Here is a 19,097-nt window from a genome sequence, read left to right as displayed (position 1 = left end):
ATTACTCCCCTTTTTCAGTAAGCCGCTCTTTTAATAGTCGTTGCAGCAGAGGCAAACTATCAATTTCGGAGGTGAGTTCTTCATTTCGCTCGTAGATTATTTTGCCGGATTTATCTATGAGTAATAATAAAGGCAGGGGAGCCGTATATGATTTGGCTAATGCCTCATCATTAAAGACTTTTATCCAACTGATCTTGTACTTTTCCACCGCAGCTAAAAAAGCAGTAGAATCATCGTGTACGGTATTGCTGATTATTTCCAGTTGGTCTGTGTTATAAGTGTCCCTTATTTTTTTGATGGTAGGTAATTCTGCTACACAAGGACTGCACCAGGAAGCCCAGAAATTAAGCAATACATATTTATTGCGGTAGTCGTGCAACGTTATTTTATGATGATAGATATCGGTAGTCGTAAAATCCAGTGCCATCGCATCTTTGCGTACATCTCTTCCTGCGAGTATTGCTAATACCGTTGCTCCTTCCACTGAATTTTTTAGACTATCCGGAAAAATGGAATGGTATAGTTTTCTGAGTGTGGCTACTGTTATATGTTGGTATCCGGGAGGAACACTCGCCCCCATATATACCATTTCAGTACGAAATATCCAGAAGGAATAGTATGCTGATTTATTGTCGATGAGGAATTGAAGTTTTTTGTCTTCTACTGCTTTTATTTTATCAAAAAATATTTGCCGTTCCGGACTGTTTAAGTCCATAATGGCGATGGCATGCGCTTCCCAATAGTCATCTTTGTCTTTTTGAACTGCCTCAATAAATGCTTGCAACTTTTCTCCTCCTGTCTTTTTTATATCCAGCGTGTTCACTAAGCGCGGATATTTTTGTGCTGGTGAAAAATCGATGACTGCAGCTTTGTTTACTACCCAATAAGAGCCACCATTGAATTTTTCGCCTTCCTTTGGATAAATACGGATAGTAGCATAACGAGAGAAATAGTTACCTGAAATTGTCATTTCATGATTCACAAAATTCGGAGTTATGCTAATATCATCTTTTCCATCGTCATATTTAATGACAAGGTTTTTTTCATTGACGGTAGCCGGGATAATTATTTTAACGGTAAAGTGTTTTCCTCCGGTAGCGGAAGGACGCAGGAATGCTAATAACAACAGGCATTTAAGCAGGATACTCGGCATGTTTTTTTCATTGTTGCACCGAAAGTAGGGGATTCATTGTTTTGTTGTAGAGGGGCGTGTTGCAATTTTTTGTTAAATGTACTTTTACCAGGAGTCACGGTATTTTTCATAAAAAAGCTTCCTGTGCATTAACAGGAAGCTTTTTTAGTCTTAGTAGTTTATATATTTTTCATCAAACGTTCCATCTGCGTATAAGTCGATCAGTCCATAACCCGGTGCGGTTTCCCGGTTGTTGCCTTTCCACCAGCCTCCGCTTACGGCACCATTACAGAGATAGGTGACATTGTTGTACACTACCTTGTCACGTAAGTGTATATGTCCGCTTAAACACAGCTTTACATTAGGATGTTGATAGAATAATTTAATGATAGCGGCGGTATCGGTATGCATATCACCACCCAGCATTTCCCATTTGTTCACAATGTTATCTTCAATCATCAGGGTAGCGGTAAGAATAGGAATATGTGATAGTACACATACGGGTGTGGTGGGTGGTGTATTTTTCAATTCATTCTCCAGCCAGTTGAATTGCTCCGGCCCTAATTTCCCGATGTACCAGGTGCCGTCAATATCAAGGTGCACACTATCCAGACAAATGAATTTCCAGCCATTTTTGGAAAAGCTGTAATAAGGTTTGGGTAGTTGCAGTTGTTCAAGGGAGTATTGTTTACCGTATAAGGCCTGGGTTTTGTTTTGCTCCTGCCACCAGATGTCGTGGTTGCCGAGCACATAATGTACCGGCAAACTGCATTCTGCAGTCATTACCGAATGCAGCAGTTGCCATTGGTTGCGGATGGTGGTTAGTTCTTCCTTGTTCATATCAAACACAATGTCGCCGCCATTCAGAATGAAATCTACTTTGGGTGTTTGTTGCTGTACATGGTGGAGGCAATCACGCAGATGCCTGGGGGCATCGAAATCATTTTTTAAGTGAATATCCGTCAGGTGCGCTATTCTTAGTGCGGGTGTTTCTTTAGAAAGCAGCTTTGAATAGGGAAGGGCAGGGGCCAGTAGCAGGCCTCCCATTTTCTTTAGCAGAGATCTTCTTTGCATCATGTATGGATCCGATTAGCATTAAAAAAGCAGGCAGCTCGTTACAACTGCCTGCAAAAAAATAATTTATCAGTTAACCGTGCTGGTTATGTGAGCAAAGTTAGAAATATGTGGAAACCCTGTATATTATGATCCTGTTAAAAAACTGTTTATTCCTTTACGGGAGCTTGCATGATGGCTTCCTGTTTTGATTTATAGATGTAGGCGGCTATTGTAGCTGCTACCAATGTTTCCACGAGCATATAGGCCAGTTGTGTGGCTATTTGCTGTGGCCGGAAGAAGATAAAACCGGATACCTCTGACAGGCGCTTGTAATATTGTATGAAAAAGAGAAGGTTCCCTAAAACGTTTCCGAAGAAATAGGAAGCGGCGGTAAATATAATGGCACTCCTGAAAATTTCATTTTTCTGGATAGATGCTTTGATACGCTGTAAATACAAGAAGGTAATGTAGGCCATCACCGATATAGAAATCACAACGCCCACTGCCGGCATGATTATTCTTACAGCTGGCTGATCATAACTCACGATGTCGTCTTGTAGCAGCATGGTGAATATCTGGGAATTCAGGTTACCCAGAAATACGACTACCAGGACTGTTTTAGCGATATAGAGGATCTTTAGATTATTTCCGGCTGCCGAATTAGATCTGTATTGTAGTAGCAGAAAAAATAGTAACAGGATAGGATAAAAGAAATAATTGGGAATCCCTTCTGTCTCAAACTTACCGCTATATGCAATGCATTGGTCCAGTATAAGCCACAAGCCGCCGCATATCCAGGCGATTACTTCGTGTACTTTGCTTTTGGTATAGAAAACAATAATGGAAAATATAAGTCCTGCTAATAGCACTGATAGGATAGCAAAGCCAATAATTAAGAAAAGGGAAAGGTAACCGGAATACATATTCTATATGGTTTAACGATGAATGAAGTCCGCCGCATATTCCACCCCATGGTGTTGAACACATGACATTTATCGACATAGATACAATAAAAATAGATGTTGAGTCCGTTTTTTCGCTAAAAAGGCCTGCAATTTCCGGTTTTTGTTCTTCGTCCAACAGGGTCAAAACGCCTGATTTCGGCTGTTTTTGTGACAACGGCGTTATATTTATAATACTAATATTAATATTTTTTAATGTAGAGAGCAAAATGACTTATTTTGCATGTAACTACTTGATTATGAATTAATTTTTGATATAAATGGTGGCAGATCTTCCTGACAATGGGTTACAGCGGGTATGCAGAAGGGAAATGACCTGAAAGGCAGCACTAGCCTGTATTTAATGGGGAGTATTGCGTTGCGGTAATCATAAAAGATTAAAAGGAAGCGAGAAGAGCAGTATAAAATAAATTTCGGGATATTTAAAACTATTTAGGTTGTTAAACTATATAAGTGTACCTTGGGCATAATTAATAAATAAAATATAATGCAACAAGGTACAGTTAAATTTTTCAATGAATCCAAAGGATTTGGTTTCATTACTCCATCTAATGGTGGTCCAGACATCTTCGTTCACATATCAGGTATTACTGGTGAGCTGCGTGAAAATGACAGTGTAACGTATGATGTAGAAAATGGTAAAAAAGGATTAAATGCAGTTAACGTAAAAGTTATCTAATTTTATATATCTTACTCATTGAAAAAAAGTATGCTGAAAAGCATACTTTTTTTTTGTGCTTTTTTTTGAAAAGCACGTGGCCGGTTTTTCCACTCTTATAACTAAAGCTAGCTACTACATTTTATGCGGCACCGCATTTAATAAGATATACTCCCGTTGATGTCCTTTAAAATGGAGGCTGTCTGCCGACAAGGTGACTGTTCTGGTGACCAGCAATTCATCACTGATAACTATCCCATTTTTAAAAGTGGTGTAGCCGGTCCAGTGCGCGGGGCCTGGCTCAACATCCACTTTCAGTTTTTTAGCCTCTTTTTTAGTGGTAATAGAGAGCTGTTTCAGGTCGTTGTCGAAGAAGCCTTCACTATTTCCTTCCCGCTGTAACGTAACGGTTTGATGGCGTTCATCCAATGCGATCACTTTTATCACCTGGATACCAGGTCCACCAAGTTCCCATGGCTGGGAAATGGTATGTTGCCAGGAATCGCCTTCGTGCAGTGATGTCCGGATAGGTCCCCATATCAATTCGCTGTAGAGTAAGCCACTGGCGCTGGTGTTGACGAACGACTTGCCATCATAACTGTTGGTGCCATTAAGCCCAATAATAGCTACAGCTTTACTTTCCGGCTGGCCGTCATAGAGGTCTGTTTCGTTAAATACAGGATTTGATCCGTCATTATTTACTACTTCATACCTGCTGCTGCCACTCACCCTGTATACAACAGGCAAAAAATCATCTCCCGAGTAAGCCATTGTCCTGGAATACACATTTGCCAGGGTATCTCCTTTCATTAATTTCAGTGTAAAATAGCCGGGGGCTGTAGTATGCTGGGCCTGACCGCTATAGGTGAGCCCCATTAATAGAAGTAAAGGGAAAAGAAGTATATGCTTCATAAAAATGGTTTAACTCATGGAAGGTGGGGGTAAAAACGGGTTAGGGAAAATCATTTAAATGGATAGTGGGATATTTTCAATTATAGCGCTGCCCCATTCAACAGCTATTTGGGAAGGGGCCATAAAAAGAAGAAGCTGTCTCATTTTGAGACAGCTTCTTCTTTTATCAGATGTAGTGATGATTATTGTTTTACGAAGGTACGTACTGATGTACCGAAGTTTCCATTAATGACTACATACTTAAGTGTTATAGTACTACCTGAACGAATGATGACAGGATTTGACAGCGATAACCCTCCAAGTGGAGTGGTTTGCTGTGGTCCCTCAAAAGTATTCACATCAGTAAATCCGATATAATACGGAAAAACAAAAGCAGCCGGAGCGCCTGCTACGCCGCCCACATTATCAATGGTATATAGCCCTGTACCAGCCTTTACAACATGCACAGGTTCTCCATTGGTATTACGTACATAGGTACCACTGATATCATCACTGGGAGGAACCGTGGTAACCAGTACCAGTCTCGCAGCGCTTGTCCGGTAGCCCCACAGATTTTTTGTGAGAAAATTAACCACATAGAAACCTGCATTAGCTGCGTCTACATTGTTGGATACCGGTGTGAGCTGAGTGGTGGTATTAGTGAGACTATCGAACCCGGTAGCGCCAGCATCCGTATAAGTACCACCAACACTTAAGGTAACCACCGGTGCGCCTTTCAGTGTAAGTTTAGGATAAACCGGTGTCACCATTTTCGTGTACACATTTTCCGATTTTTTCGTGCAGGCGGTGAACAGCAAGGAGCCTGCAAGGAAGATATATAATAACGCTTTCATGCCAAACAATTAATAGTTAAAAGAATGTTGAGGATGAAAAGCCAGTGGTATTATCACCAACGGCCTACTCCTTAATTTGCCCACCAAACTTTGTCGTATACCAGGTGATTGGTTTTAGGGGCATTTGGGTTCCTGGTCAACTCCGAAGAGGGGTACAGGAATATGCCCGGCCACCTGCCAGCACCGATAATAGACGCTTTTGAAATAGTAAAGAAGGAAGGATATCCGGTTCTTCTCCATTCGGTCCAGGCTTCTATTGTTTGGTTACCGTTCATGGCTGCCCATTTTTGTGTAATAATGGCCTTTATCTGTGTTTCCAGGGGAGCTCCGGTGGGATACGCGATCGCTGTCTGAGCAATATAGTCGGCGGCTCCATCTACCTCATAGGCAGCAAAGTTATCAGTAATACCCTGTTCGTACATAGCCTGCGCATCGCCTGTCAGCCATCCTCTTGCAATAGCCTCGGCCTGCAGGAAATCAGCTTCATAATCCGTAATCAGTTTTACGGGAGCCAGTGCAGAAGCAGCGTCCGTTGCATTAGCACCAGTAGCTGCGGATGGTGAAGAAACCGTAGTAGTGGGAGGATTATTGAAGCTACCCTGTGGAATGCCTACTACAGTGGTTCCTATCGGGGCATAAAACGCGTTCAGCCTGGGGTCGCTGTTACCACTATAAAATCCAACAGCAGTGGAGCTGGCAACCAGGTTAGGCGTTTTTGCCAGCACAGTACCTGCTAATGCGCCATAAAGCGGATTTTGCTGGCCACCGGTAGAGTTAAAGGTTTGCAAAGCTGATTCTCCAGGTTGAACAAAGTCAGCCCCCTGTAACGATTTCACAATAGTAGCTGCTCTGGCCGCATCTTTTTTCGCCAGGCGCAAACCCACTCTTAATTTGAGGGTATTGGCAAAGCGGTGCCATTTATCCATGTCGCCCCCGTAAATGAGATCGTCATTGCCAGGAGTGGCCTCATCCGGGTTGATTAATTTCGTGGCGTCATCAATCATTTTTACCAATCCGGTATAAATATCGCTTTGCGATTCATATTTCGGATTCAGGATCGATGTAGCAGCATCGCCCTGTAAGGCTTCACTGAAAGGTACATCACCCCATAAATCCGTAGTAAGCTGAAAGGAGTATGCTTTCAACAACATAGCAATCGCCACATATTGTTTCTGATTGGTAGTATTTCCTTTATCAATTACCTTCTGCAAATTTTCGAGGGCATCTATCTCAAGATTGCCCCACACGTTGCCAAAATCGCCTTCAGCAGGAGAATATTGGTCCAGGTTTTTGTATTGAGAAGAGTTGGGACTCTGCGTCCAGTATTGTGACCAGATACCACCATTGATTGATAGCGTATTGCCAACAGCATATGTAAGTCCCGTTTCGGCAGACGGAAGCAGCACGTTCACCGGCACATCTACTGCATTGTTGGGATCTTTATTTACATCCAGGAACTTTTTGCAACCCACTGACGAGAGCAGTAGGGTTGACAGAAAGAATAGTGCTATTATATTCGTTTTCATCAATTTTAATTTTTAGGCCCGGTTGAAATTAGAATGATACATCTACTTTAATACCCATGTTCCTGAGCGAAGGACTGGATAAGAATTCATATCCCTGTACGTTACTGGCTCCCTGCCCGTTGATTTCCGGATCAGCAAACTGGTTGGATTTAGGTACCCACAGGAACAGGTTATTGCCATAAAGCACTATACCCAGTTTGGTGAATGGTGTATGTCTTAACATAGACTGGCTGAAAGTATAGCCTATAGAAGCCTCGCGCAGTTTAACATAGCTGGCATCTATGATGTTTTCTCCGGCTGGCAGAACACTTGTAAAGTAATCGTACGGACGGAATTTGATACTGGTATTATTTACAAATTTACCGGTACCATCATCGTATACGGAGTTTGGAAATACATAATCCTGTCTGCCGTTAACAGCCGTTTCCTTTGCATATCCACCAAAGTCAATTACGCTCTTGGTGTTTGAATAGAATACACCACCTTGTTTGGTATCAAACAGGAATTTCAGCATAAATCCTTTGTAGGAAACACTACCACCGAAGGAAGCCATATAATCAGGCAGGTAAGAACCATAGTAGTTGGTGGCGTTGTTAAGTGGTTGTCCTGTTGCTTTGTCAATAATCACTTTGCCGCTCGCCGGATCAATAGCGAGACCGGTGCCATAGAAAGTACCGTATTTTCTTCCTTTGGCAGCTACCTGTGCCATCGCAGTAGTACCACTGATACCGGCGCTAATAGCTACCTGGTCCAGTTTATCGTTGATGTCAACTACTTTGTTATCTAATTTACTGAAGGTACCAAAGAGGTCTACGCGCAATCCGTAAGAAGTATTCACGGGTGTTGCCTTTAAACCTATTTCCAGCCCCTTGTTGGTCATTTCTCCCACGTTCAGGGTAATGTTATTAAACCCGGAGCTGTTAGGAATAGGAACGTCTACGATCTGGTTGGTGGACTTAGTACTGTAGTAAGTCACATCCAGGTTGATGATGTTTTTCAGAAGAGACAACTCAGTTCCTACTTCAAAGGAAGAGGTAAACTCAGGCTTCAGGTCAGGGTTTCCGATGAGCGTACGACGTGCAAAGCCGGGAATAGTGTTGTTGTTGCTCGAAATTGGAAACAAGATTTCACCAAAGTCACCATTCACATCAGTTTTGGTATAAGTGGTTTGCAGGCGGTAAGGAGGAGCATCTGCGCCTACTTTCGCATAACTAACCCGTATTTTTCCGAAACTCAGCACATCTGCAAAAGCCTGGTCTTTATACAACTCTGAAAATACAAAAGCACCGTTTACACTTGGGTAAACATAAGAGTTGTTGTTGGTAGGCAGGGTAGAGGAAATATCATTACGGATAGTTCCACCCAGGAAGAGCATGTTCTTGTAGTCGAAATCAGCTTCTCCGTAAAAGCCATATAATCTTCTTTGCGTAAGCGTATTGGTAGAATTAATAGGGCCGTTGGAGTTATCCAGGTTATAGAAATCAGGCACTATCAAACCGCCGGTGGTATTGGTTGCCGAAAAAAGATTGTTAACGGTGGTCATCCTCACGTTATTACCGCCTAACAATTTCATGTTCAGGTCTTTGGTCAACGCTTTGGTATACGTGATGATCAGGTCATGGTTGATCTGGCTGTAGTTGGTAATATCCTGAGAATATTTACCATTATCGTTCCAGTTATTTCCGTTATAAAACGGATCGGCTGGCTGATAGGAATATTTGGCGCCTTTTTCATACCTGCGATCGCTGTATATATCCGCACCTATACGTTCTGTGATATCCAGTCCCGCAATAGGTTTGTAGCTCAATGAAACTGTTCCGTTCACACGCTCTACAGAGTTGTTGTTTTTATAATTCTGCAGCAGGAAGTATGGGTTTTTCGTATAGGCACCATAGTATCCGTAGCGGGGTACACCTGCGTCATCTATAAACGTACCGTTGAAAGGATTGCTGAGATCTTTGAAATCAACGATAGGGGCATCCCGTGGCTGCTGGAATATGGAGTTGTAAACAGAGTTGGTTTGTCCGCCTAAAGGCAACTGGCTGGAGATATTGGTATATCCGATAGACGCCTGGCTGGAAAACTTCTCAGAAAACTCAGAAGAACCACTGAACCTTACACTATACTTATTGTAGTTGGTGGTAGGAATAATTCCTTTATTGTTTAATGCACCTACTGACAAGAAATAAGTAGATTTTTCATTACCACCGGAAACAGTGAGGTTATTATTAAAGGTCTGACCCTTGTCAAAGAAATCCTTCACATTGTTTGGAATGGCCTTGTATTCTCTTAGCTGTTGTTTGCCATTAATAATCTGGCCCCATGGTCTTTCTTTACCATCAAAAGGCTCACCCCAACTGAAGTTTTCCCTTCTGTCATCCGCAATACCTGCGTAAATGTTACCCTGTCCAAATTCATTCTGGAAATCAGGATATTTCAGGATGCTGGACAGTTGATAGCTGGTGCTGAAGTTGATCTGTGCCGGTGAGTTCTTTTTACCTTTTTTGGTGGTGATCAGGATGGCACCGTTAGACGCGATACTACCATACAATGCGGCAGCAGCAGGTCCTTTCAGTACAGTGATGCTTTCAATATCATTCGGGTTGATATCATTACCCCTGTTACCATAATCCACCTGGTCGTTCAGGAAGTCGGCATTCCGGATGTTATCATTGCTGACAGGAATACCATCGATAACAAAAACCGGCTGGTTAYTACCACTGAAAGAAGTAGGACCACGCAGGGTAATCCTGGAAGATGCACCCGGTGCATATCCTGAAGTGATGCTTAAACCGGCTACCTTTCCTGTAAGCGCATTGATCGGGCTGGTGTTGTCGCCAATGTCTTCTTTATTGATAGTGGCTACAGCATAACCAAGACTTCTTTTTTCTCTTTTTACACCCTGACCTGTTACCACTATTTCTGTTAACGAAGTGCGGATAGACTGTAAAGAAATATTGTATTTAAGACTGGAAGTAACTGGTACTTCCCTGTCGGTGTAGCCGATGAAAGTAAATACAAGGACATCGCCTTGTGATGCTGTTAATGAAAAATCACCTTTGGGGTCTGTTGCAGTACCCGTATTGGTGTTCTTAATTCTCACGCTTACACCCGGTAAGACAGATCCATCTTCCTGCGCCGTCACTTTACCGGAAATCTTTTGCTGGGCAAAAGTGAGTAGGGGCACTATTAACATAACCAGTGCCAGGAAAGCTTTGCGTAAAGCCCTCTTTGGATCCTTATTTGCACCAGAGATGAAAATAATAAGATGAGTTGTTTTTTTCCTCATAAACTTGATTTTGGTTGTGGTTTATTTAATGAAATTTTTTAATCGTGCTGGCAAATTCAACCCGTGATACGGAGGGCCATTAGAGGGTAAAAATGTATTATAGTATGGGATCATTGATTGATCATTTAATGATGAGAGCGGTAGTATTTTAATTAGAATTTTAGTTGTTACACGAATCCCATGTATAAAGGCATAACACAGCCCTTACAGCTTTTTCTTTGCTGAATTTTATACGAATGAATCTTCCGTTAGTACAGTAATACCATTAAACAAGACTATAGCCGAAAAAGTTTTTTAAACTTAAGGACCTTCCTCTTAGTATAACTCATTCTTCGTTCATTACACGTATTGTTTACATGGTGGAGGACAAAGGCGTAAACAGAGGGAATGCTTTACGCGAAGACAATTTTCTCATAAGCAATATTGATTTCTCATAAGCCAATTCTCATAAGCGATTTTTAAGCAATGCAGTGGCTAAATACACCGCTACCATCCTGATTACGTTCGTCGTCTCTTAGGTTAAAATGGTAATAACACTGCCAGAAATTAATAGCTGATGCTTCAATGATTAGCTATTAAGAGTGTGATCGTACTGGTATTCAAATTTTGGTAGTTGTTATGCGCAGGACATTTTTCACTAATAGAAACATCTTGCAGACATTAGATTTTGTTTGTTGATAATAAATTTAATCTCGTTTTTCCTTTTCTGTTGTTACTATTTTCTCAAAGCTATTTTTTAAACCTGGGCTCTATGACAGTTTTTTCTGTTGAAAGTTTAATCTGAAATTACTTGCTATTCTTAGTCAAGTGAACTCTATTTCGATACACTAAGATAAGCCTTTATTAGTAAAAAACTAATATCACAATAATTTTATCTGGGTTAGCATCGAAAGAAGTTTAAAGTATTGATTTTTAAGTCATAGTGAAGGTTTGGCTGTTTTATTTGTCAGCGGTTATAGTGGGGATAAATAGCGCCCAGGCTAAAGAAATGGCCGGTATCTTCTTATCAGTCATTTTCAGTGTAATGCCACAGTAGCGCACCTGTAGCGGTAAAAATTATACCGGATAGCCATGATTGCAGGAGCGTATTGCAGTTGGAAAGCGGAAAAATTTTATCTTGAAGAAAATTCAGTAGCAAAAAATGGATCAGATTAAGGCGGCTTTATTCGGACTGGCAGTTGGAGATGCATTAGGCGTACCGGTAGAATTCAGAGAGCGGGAAGGGCTGGAGCTCAGCCCCGTTACCGACATGGTGGGATACGGATCGCATCATCAGCCGGCAGGTACCTGGTCAGATGATAGTTCCCTGGCCTTTTGTCTGGCAGAAGCACTCACGACAGATTTTAGTCTGTCCCTGCTCGCAAAATACTTGGTTGATTGGCGATATAAGAATTTCTGGACAGCTCATGGAGAAGTATTTGATATTGGGGTTACTACCGCTGAATCGATTGAGCGACTGGCGAAAGGCATTGCACCAACCATGGCCGGCGGATTTTATGAATCTGAGAATGGTAATGGCTCGCTGATGAGAATCCTGCCATTGCTTTTCTATATAAAAGATAAACCCATTGCAGAACGGTTTGAATTAACCAGGGATGTATCTTCCCTTACACACGGACATATGCGTGCCGTTGTTGCCTGTTTTTATTACCTGGAGTTTGCCCGGCTGATCCTGCTGAAAAAAGATAAGTTCGAAGTATTTCTTTCTCTGCAGAAAACATTGCCCGCTTTCATCGTGCAGCAAGGAATCCATGCAGATGAAATAGCAAGGTTTAATCGCCTTTTTAAGGAAGATATTCATTTTGCACCTGCATCCATGATCAGTAGTGGTGGATATGTGCTACATACTTTAGAAGCAAGTATCTGGTGTATTTTGAACACCGATAATTACGCGGACGCCGTTTTGAAAGCCGTGAACCTGGGCGGGGATACGGACACTACAGGAGCCGTGACCGGCGGTCTGGCGGGGTTAATATATGGTCAGGAAGGTATACCGGAGAAGTGGATCGGCGAATTGGCGAGAAAGGAGGACATTGAGCTGTTGGGGGAAAGAATGGCTTATTTGGTAGCAGACAAATAATATAATAATGATACCCATCAGGACTTCATAAGTAATATAGCAACTGCTCCACTAATATCTAATTTCAGGATAGTCTCCAGCCAAAGCCATTGCCCCAATGGATTTACCTCGAGGAATGTATACGTGCCATCCTCTTCTACTATAAAATCATATGCGCCATAAACAAGTCCCATGGCCTGATGGAAGGCAAGTAGTTTTTTTTCAAACGCTTTTTCCAGTATAATGGTTTCATATTTCAAATCAAGCTGTTCTCTACGCCAATCCAGCCTGGCGTTGGTGTTTTCCTGGGAGTATATCTTTACAGGAAAAATGTGATCGCCTGCAATGGTTATTCTCAGTTCATATTTCTTATCAACATATGTTTGGAAGATACACGGCGCTATGGATATATTTTCCTTGTGTGAGGGGAGCGCTTCCACCGATACCGAATTCGCGTATAATATTTTTTTGGGGGGCGACACGAAATAGCTAAGCGGTTTATACAATACCTCCCGGGAGGTAGAGAAATGTGCTTCTATAGCATTGTAACTATTACTGATGATGGTTCTCGGTATTTTAAACCCGAAAGATTGTGCCTGATGTAATTGAAATGGTTTACTTCTAAGGAGGTGGTCAGTTTTGCGTGGGTTTACCCAGAAACAATGATCCAGGTAGCAACTCAGTGTTTCCAACAAAAGCATCCATTCCCGCTGAATAAAATTCTTCGAGGCTACTTCTTCTAAATCTTTAGGAAGCTTAGAGAAGTCAGGTTTTACTCTCCACCAAACAGCAATAATTTCATGTGAGGTGATGGAGCTATACTCATTTTCAATCTCAATCCTGAATGGATCATAATAGAACGACACCTTTCCCATTGCGCCATCCAGAGGATTCAAATAAAAAACGCGATATTTTTCCTTGTCGATTTTACGCACGACTTCCATCACATGGGGATCATGTTTGTCCCCAATGATTAATATCACATTTTTCATAGTTATGGAGTATAGGGTATTGTTGATTTATTTGTCCGTTTACCAGTCAATTCCGGCGTCTACGCCGCCATCTGTAAAAGGAACATCCGTAGAGTACGTAGTGGGTATAGTAGCAGAAAGGTCGCGTTCTTCGGTACTGGTAAGCGCTTTGGGTGTTTCAGATAGTTTTTCTCCCAGTGGTTTTATTACAACTGTTTGATCCGGGTCTACTTCGAGGGTGATTTTAATTTTCTTGCTCATGGGGTGTATGTTTATAATAAAAGTTACTAAAGATATTTAACATAGCAATAAAATGGAGAATTTCTATTTTAATTATCTCCAGGTAGTGAGGATACATAACTATTTATACTGCATACTGATAGCAGGTATTTTGCCTACTGACGGGTTTTTCGTGGCTTTAATGCCTTTAATGAATCCAGTATCTGTCTCTGTGAAGATCCTATGTGTTTGGATAAAGTGGAGGTATTATATTTAGTAAGAACAATTAACCCTTTATAAACAACCCTTATGAAAATAACACTGGCGATTGCCGCTTTCCTGTCAACCAATATACTTGCGCTGACCAGCTGTACCAAAAGTTTACAGGATCCCAACGTAGCAAAAAACAACGTGGTAAATGTAGCTGGAACCACCGGTAACCTGGGTATCCTTTCGCTGCTCTGGGATGGAGATGCTTCCCTGTCCAGCACCAATGTATGGAAGATCCTTAATTTTGAAGGTAGTGGTACCATCACTGCTGAAACCGATCCTGTATATGGTAAGGTCTGGAAGTTTTACAAACCTGCCGGCAGCCATCGTACAGAAGGTCATGGTGCGAAAAATTTCCAGGCCGCAGAAGGAGATGATATCTACATCGGCTGGCGTTCTAAACTGGATATCCCGCAAAACCAGAACACTAATGCGGTGTTTCAATGGAAGGCATATGGCTCCGGTCAGCCGATGACACAAAACTACCCTATTGTACTCAGCACCACTACCAATGGTAACTTCCACCTCATGCACTTTGCGCCGGACAAAATAGGAACGGAAGTATGGGTAGCTCCGTTGAGCCGCAATGCCTGGAATGCGATGGTGCTGCGCATTAAGGTCTCCCGGGATGGGGCAGTTGGATTTATTGAGTTCTGGTACAACGGTGTGAAACAAACGTTGGTAAATGGCACGCAGCGTTATCCTGCACGTACCCTCGATGCTGACTTTTGTGATCCTAAATTCGGGGTGTACGGCGGCGATGCCGCAGAGATTACCAACTATGTTCAGGGCGCCAAAATTGCATCTACTTATGCAGAAGCAGCACCCGGTGGTACCGGTCCTGCTTTACAGGCGCAGGTCTTTCAGAACTGCAGTTATGGTGGTTGGTCTGCCTCCTTTGGTATTGGCAATTACAACACCGCCGCCATCGTGGCCAACGGTGGTGTGAACAACGATGCTTCTTCCCTGAAAGTTCCCGCCGGGCTTAAAGTAACGCTGTATGACGGCGATAATTTCACCGGTGATTCTCTTGTGCTGACTGCTGATGGCAGCTGCCTGAAGAATAATAATTTTAATGATAAGGTATCTTCTTTTAAAGTAGGTACGAACTGATGTTAATAGGTCGTGGGGCATTTTCTTATCGGAGAATGTCTCACGATTTTACTTGCGTAATGTGAGTGGATGCAGGATTGAACTGATTTATGAGTAAATTGCGGCTTACCGGTTTGTGAAAACAGACTTCCTGTAAATATGAAAGCATCCAGCCAAATGAAGACAACGGCGTCACTAACAAATGATGAATTACTGGTAAAATGTTTTAAAGATCATTTTAATTTTATCATAGAAGATTTATCCTCTATCCGGACACACTTTAGTTTTTACCACAAGAAGAAAAAGGATTTCCTGGTCAAAGAAGGTTATACTTCTACCAACTATTTTCTCATCCTGGAGGGGTATGTTCGTGCATACTACAGCATCGAGAATGGAGAAGAAGTGACGATTGATATTTTAAGTCGCGGCGAATTTGCATCATCCATGTACAGCATACTAAAGAAAGCTCCATCCTTTGAGTCCATCCAATGTTTAACTGATTGCCTTGTTTGTAAAATATCAGAAACCTCTTTCGAAGCATTAGCTATTGAAAACCCTGCATGGATTCAATTAGGTATGCAATGCCTTAAATCAGCATTGCTAAAAAAGGAAGAAAGGATATTTACTTTTGGAAAACTAAAGGGAAAAGAACGCTATGCGAAATTAATGGCAGAAAGACCTGATATAATTCAACATGTACCGCTGCAGTATGTCGCTTCTTATATTGGTGTTAAACCGGAATCGCTAAGCCGGATAAGAGGATAGAATATATAAAAATAACAATTGTTATTTTTATTGCTTTTTATAGCCGTGACTTTTGTGTTGCAATAAATGTAACACAACAATGACGGAAACATCATTAATTACCGGCGTTAACGGCCATCTTGGAAATAACTTACTCAGACATCTCTTACACAAAGGACAAAAAGTAAAAGGAACCGTCAGGAACCTGGATAACACCGCCCCATTTGAAGATTTAGATTTTACTCCAATCTATGCGGATCTGCATGATAAAGCCTCTCTTTTAACAGCATTGGATGGAGTAGATATTTTATACCAGGTAGCCGCAGTGTATAAGTTGTGGGCTAAAAACCCGAAGAAGGATATCTATCAGGCAAATATGATCGCTACACAGAATGTCATGGAAGCGGCTGTATTACGGAAATGCGTTATTGATGGAGCTAACATCCCGCATAACAGGCAAAAAACCTAAGCTGCTGGTTAACCAGGTAAGAATGTACTTTAACGTTCATCAGGATATGGATATAAGTAAGTCTGAAAAGGACCTGGGATATGCCCCTGTAGCACCAGAAATAGCTATAGAAAACGCTTTAAAATACTTGTATCACCATAAATAATTTTAATAATGGAAGGATTCGATAGAAAAATGCCTGCTGGCACAGTGGCTTATTTTCGTAGTTGTATAAAACAGGGAGATGTTAAAGGCGCCATGAGTTGCTTTGATGTTCGGGGTGTATATATAAACAGAGATGGCATATCCATCTGCGGACTACAACAAATTGAAAAGACCATTGGGCAGCTGTGTGTATGGCGCCCGGACATAAAAGGCGGCAGGCAGCATTTAACCATTATTGATGATGTGGCGATCTGGCTGGATAAATGGGAAATGACAGGTACAACACCTGATGGCACTATCTTTAGCATGAGTGGTCATACCTCCTGCCTGATGAAAAGAAATGAAGCTGGTATTTGGTTATGGTTGGTGGATAATCCTTTTGGGGCAGCAGTGCTTGAAACTGAAGAGGTAACGGAGTGAAAAAAATGTTCGGAGATCATATCTTTTTAGAATTTTGGAGAGGTCTTATATTTCCCTCTTTTAATTCTGAAAGTTAGGATACCTTCTAAACACAAAGAACGCTACCGCAAATATATTGCAGTGGCAAATGCTATTTTGCAATAACTGAATTGTTGATACTGTAGTTCTTTTATAATATCTTCTCACGTAATATTTCTTATTAAAAACCTAAAAACCCACACATGAAAAAAGTAGCACCAAAGAAAATGCGACTCTCTACCATCAGGATCGCCACACTGAGTAACACAAAACAAGGGCAAATTAAAGTTACCGGAACATCCACCCCTTGTACACTTTTTGATCACACCTATTGTGGATGTCCTCCATCTGCGATTTGTTAATGACTTTTGTAAATTTAAGCAACAGCCCTGGCGAAATAGTGATCTTCTCTTTACGTCTGTGATTACAGTCTATAGGAGATAGCTATATTCACAGGGCTTTTTCATTTTTCCACCTGTTGAGTTACAGGGACTTTGTTACCCCGAAGCTTCCATACAAAAGTATTTTCAATACTTTATATTTGCAGGAACAGATAAGGCCCACTATGGCAGATTTCCTCCAATTCATAAACGATTTTTCACCGCTTGACGAAGCGGCTACTGCCGGACTATTCCAGGGGTTAAAAACAAAGACTTTAAAGAAGGGGGATCATTTACTCAGGAACGGTACAATTTGCAGCCACCTGTTTTTTGTGAATGAAGGGCTCGCAAAAATGTATTCAGTTAAAGAAGACAAGGAATTCATCATGCGTTTCTTTTCAGAGAATGTGCTGTTTACTGCTTTCGATAGCTATCTCACGCAAACGCCATCAGACTATACGATAACCGCATTGGAAACAACCACGCTGACCCTGATAGATCATAAAGCAATGGAAGCGCTTTGCGAAAAGCATCATTGTATGGAAACCTTTTTTAGAAAACTGATTTCCAGGGCATCGATCAAGATGGTGAAGCGGATAAATGAAATGCTGGAAGAAAATGCAACGGAGCGGTACAATCAATTTGTGAGAGAAAATAACCTGATCCTTCAACGAATTGCACTTGGTGATCTGGCAAAGTATCTTGGCATTACCCAACAGTCATTAAGCAGAATCAGGGCGCAAAAATGATTTTTTACCCTTTGGTAAAAATAGATAATGCTGGCAGGAGTAATTTTGGAGAATAAAATCTCTTTATTATGACTGAACGTAAGAAATTAATATGGCTGGTGGATCCTAAACATTCTGAAGTGCAATTTAAAGTAAAGCACCTGGCGATATCGAATGTTTCGGGGACTTTCAAATTATTTAATGGTGTTGTTCAAACTGACAATGAGCATTTTGACAATGCTGAAATACACTTTGAAATAGATACCAATAGCATTGATACTAATAACAGTGAAAGAGATGGTCACCTGAAGTCATCTGCTTTCCTGGACACGGAGAAATTCCCGAAAATCGTGTTCAACGGAACTTTACAGCAGGACAATGACGATCTTACACTTGCAGGTAATTTAACGATACTTGAAACTACAAAGCACATTGAAATGACTGCTGACCATACAGGCACTGGTGCTGGCAGATTTGGCGATATAAGAGCTGGATTTGAAGTGAACGGAAAATTTAACCGGAAGGATTTTGGATTGAGCTTTAGCCTGTTAACAGAAGCGGGAAGCCTCGTTGTTGGTGAAGATGTGAAGCTTCATTTTGATATACAATTAATAAAACAAGCCACAGAGGTATTATCAGGAGAATAATGTGAATGGTCCTTTTCTGATAAGTGCTAATAGCCCCCTTCAATAATTTTTCAATGCAGGAACCCCAGTATTTTTTACGGAGGTGAAGAGGGGGTAATTATAATTGCATTATCGTTAGTGATAGTTGGGATTACCTCTTCACTATGTAGGCTCCGTCAAGCCTATACTTAGCACCAGCTTAGCACCTATAGAAGCAGTGCAGTAGAGGTGGACTTGATGCGGGGATGAGGTTCGGATGTGTAACCGGGATAAAATTGAATCAAAAGATGGATGGAGGTCAGCACAGGCTATAGCAGGGCTGCTTCCCTACGAGGCTGTAGCTGCGGAAAGTGATATTTTATTTAAAGAAAGCAGGTATAAAGGGTTTATTCATCAAAATATCTCCAGGGGGCAAGGTCGCTTTATTCCAGTTGAATGATAGCTGGATATGCGTGTGTATAGATAAGTTTGGGAAGCAATTTCGTCCGCTTTGGGTAAGTACGTTTATGAGCATATTTGGGTGCTTGCGGGGCTGCCACCGCAATAATATCGGCGGCCATGTATTTTTTGTTGCCCGATGGGCCATCTT

Annotated in this window: 17 protein-coding genes; 8 read left to right on the top strand and 9 right to left on the bottom strand. The window is 41.5% G+C overall.

The window, feature by feature from the left end; all coding sequences use genetic code 11:
- Position 1: 1 nt before the first annotated feature.
- The 3 genes from AC1DP6_RS07620 to AC1DP6_RS07610 form a co-directional block, all read right to left on the bottom strand.
- Positions 2-1,153 (bottom strand): TlpA disulfide reductase family protein, encoded by a 1,152-nt coding sequence (locus AC1DP6_RS07620; protein WP_477054284.1) that lies wholly within the window; start codon positions 1,151-1,153, stop codon positions 2-4.
- A gap of 150 nt (positions 1,154-1,303) precedes the next feature.
- Positions 1,304-2,209 (bottom strand): metallophosphoesterase family protein, encoded by a 906-nt coding sequence (locus tag AC1DP6_RS07615; RefSeq protein ID WP_477054283.1) that lies wholly within the window; start codon positions 2,207-2,209, stop codon positions 1,304-1,306.
- A gap of 146 nt (positions 2,210-2,355) precedes the next feature.
- Positions 2,356-3,111, bottom strand: a complete 756-nt coding sequence (locus AC1DP6_RS07610) for a hypothetical protein (protein WP_477054282.1) — start codon at positions 3,109-3,111, stop codon at positions 2,356-2,358.
- 526 nt (positions 3,112-3,637) lie between these two features.
- Between AC1DP6_RS07610 and AC1DP6_RS07605 the strand changes: the two genes are divergently transcribed.
- The gene (locus tag AC1DP6_RS07605) at positions 3,638-3,829 is read left to right on the top strand and encodes a cold-shock protein (RefSeq protein WP_133809298.1); all 192 of its coding nucleotides are present in this window, start codon (positions 3,638-3,640) and stop codon (positions 3,827-3,829) included.
- A gap of 114 nt (positions 3,830-3,943) precedes the next feature.
- Here AC1DP6_RS07605 and AC1DP6_RS07600 read toward each other — a convergent pair whose 3' ends face one another.
- The 4 genes from AC1DP6_RS07600 to AC1DP6_RS07585 all read right to left on the bottom strand — a co-directional run bounded on the left by AC1DP6_RS07600 (position 3,944) and on the right by AC1DP6_RS07585 (position 10,368).
- The gene (locus tag AC1DP6_RS07600) at positions 3,944-4,720 is read right to left on the bottom strand and encodes a hypothetical protein (protein ID WP_477054281.1); all 777 of its coding nucleotides are present in this window, start codon (positions 4,718-4,720) and stop codon (positions 3,944-3,946) included.
- A gap of 182 nt (positions 4,721-4,902) precedes the next feature.
- The gene (locus tag AC1DP6_RS07595; protein WP_477054280.1) at positions 4,903-5,553 is read right to left on the bottom strand and encodes an immunoglobulin-like domain-containing protein; all 651 of its coding nucleotides are present in this window, start codon (positions 5,551-5,553) and stop codon (positions 4,903-4,905) included.
- Positions 5,554-5,624: 71 nt separating this feature from the next.
- Positions 5,625-7,079 carry a SusD/RagB family nutrient-binding outer membrane lipoprotein gene (locus AC1DP6_RS07590; RefSeq protein ID WP_477054279.1) on the bottom strand — a complete coding sequence of 485 codons (1,455 nt, stop codon included), beginning with the start codon at positions 7,077-7,079 and terminating at the stop codon, positions 5,625-5,627.
- Between the two features lie 28 nt (positions 7,080-7,107).
- On the bottom strand, positions 7,108-10,368 hold the full coding sequence (locus tag AC1DP6_RS07585; protein ID WP_477054278.1) for a SusC/RagA family TonB-linked outer membrane protein: 3,261 nt from the start codon (positions 10,366-10,368) through the stop codon (positions 7,108-7,110).
- Between the two features lie 1,141 nt (positions 10,369-11,509).
- On the opposite strand from AC1DP6_RS07585, the gene AC1DP6_RS07580 reads away from it, so the two are divergent.
- Positions 11,510-12,448 carry an ADP-ribosylglycohydrolase family protein gene (locus tag AC1DP6_RS07580; protein ID WP_477054277.1) on the top strand — a complete coding sequence of 313 codons (939 nt, stop codon included), beginning with the start codon at positions 11,510-11,512 and terminating at the stop codon, positions 12,446-12,448.
- 17 nt (positions 12,449-12,465) lie between these two features.
- Here the strand turns inward: AC1DP6_RS07580 and AC1DP6_RS07575 are convergent, their stop codons facing one another.
- Together AC1DP6_RS07575 and AC1DP6_RS07570 are read right to left on the bottom strand one after the other, a co-directional pair.
- Complete coding sequence (locus AC1DP6_RS07575; RefSeq protein ID WP_477054276.1) at positions 12,466-13,419, bottom strand: MvdC/MvdD family ATP grasp protein; 954 nt, start codon at positions 13,417-13,419, stop codon at positions 12,466-12,468.
- Positions 13,420-13,458: 39 nt separating this feature from the next.
- Positions 13,459-13,659, bottom strand: coding sequence for a hypothetical protein (locus tag AC1DP6_RS07570; RefSeq protein ID WP_477054275.1), 201 nt, complete (start codon positions 13,657-13,659; stop codon positions 13,459-13,461).
- 267 nt (positions 13,660-13,926) lie between these two features.
- On the opposite strand from AC1DP6_RS07570, the gene AC1DP6_RS07565 reads away from it, so the two are divergent.
- From AC1DP6_RS07565 to AC1DP6_RS07540, 6 genes are all read left to right on the top strand, one after another.
- Positions 13,927-15,000, top strand: coding sequence for a heparin lyase I family protein (locus tag AC1DP6_RS07565; protein ID WP_477054274.1), 1,074 nt, complete (start codon positions 13,927-13,929; stop codon positions 14,998-15,000).
- A 138-nt stretch (positions 15,001-15,138) separates the two neighbouring features.
- Complete coding sequence (locus tag AC1DP6_RS07560) at positions 15,139-15,744, top strand: Crp/Fnr family transcriptional regulator (protein ID WP_477054273.1); 606 nt, start codon at positions 15,139-15,141, stop codon at positions 15,742-15,744.
- Between the two features lie 79 nt (positions 15,745-15,823).
- The gene (locus AC1DP6_RS07555; protein WP_477054272.1) at positions 15,824-16,192 is read left to right on the top strand and encodes an NAD-dependent epimerase/dehydratase family protein; all 369 of its coding nucleotides are present in this window, start codon (positions 15,824-15,826) and stop codon (positions 16,190-16,192) included.
- A gap of 153 nt (positions 16,193-16,345) precedes the next feature.
- Entirely contained in the window at positions 16,346-16,756 is a 411-nt protein-coding gene (locus tag AC1DP6_RS07550; RefSeq protein WP_477054271.1) for a YybH family protein, read from the top strand.
- 583 nt (positions 16,757-17,339) lie between these two features.
- Positions 17,340-17,903: a Crp/Fnr family transcriptional regulator gene (locus tag AC1DP6_RS07545; RefSeq protein WP_477054270.1), complete on the top strand. Its 564-nt coding sequence runs from the start codon at positions 17,340-17,342 to the stop codon at positions 17,901-17,903.
- A 68-nt stretch (positions 17,904-17,971) separates the two neighbouring features.
- Positions 17,972-18,529: a YceI family protein gene (locus AC1DP6_RS07540; RefSeq protein ID WP_477054269.1), complete on the top strand. Its 558-nt coding sequence runs from the start codon at positions 17,972-17,974 to the stop codon at positions 18,527-18,529.
- Positions 18,530-19,097 lie beyond the last annotated feature (568 nt).

The sequence above is a fragment of the Chitinophaga sp. 01L420 genome, from assembly GCF_056399985.1.
Note: the sequence above shows the minus strand (reverse complement) of the source record. Positions and strands in the feature narration are given on the sequence as shown.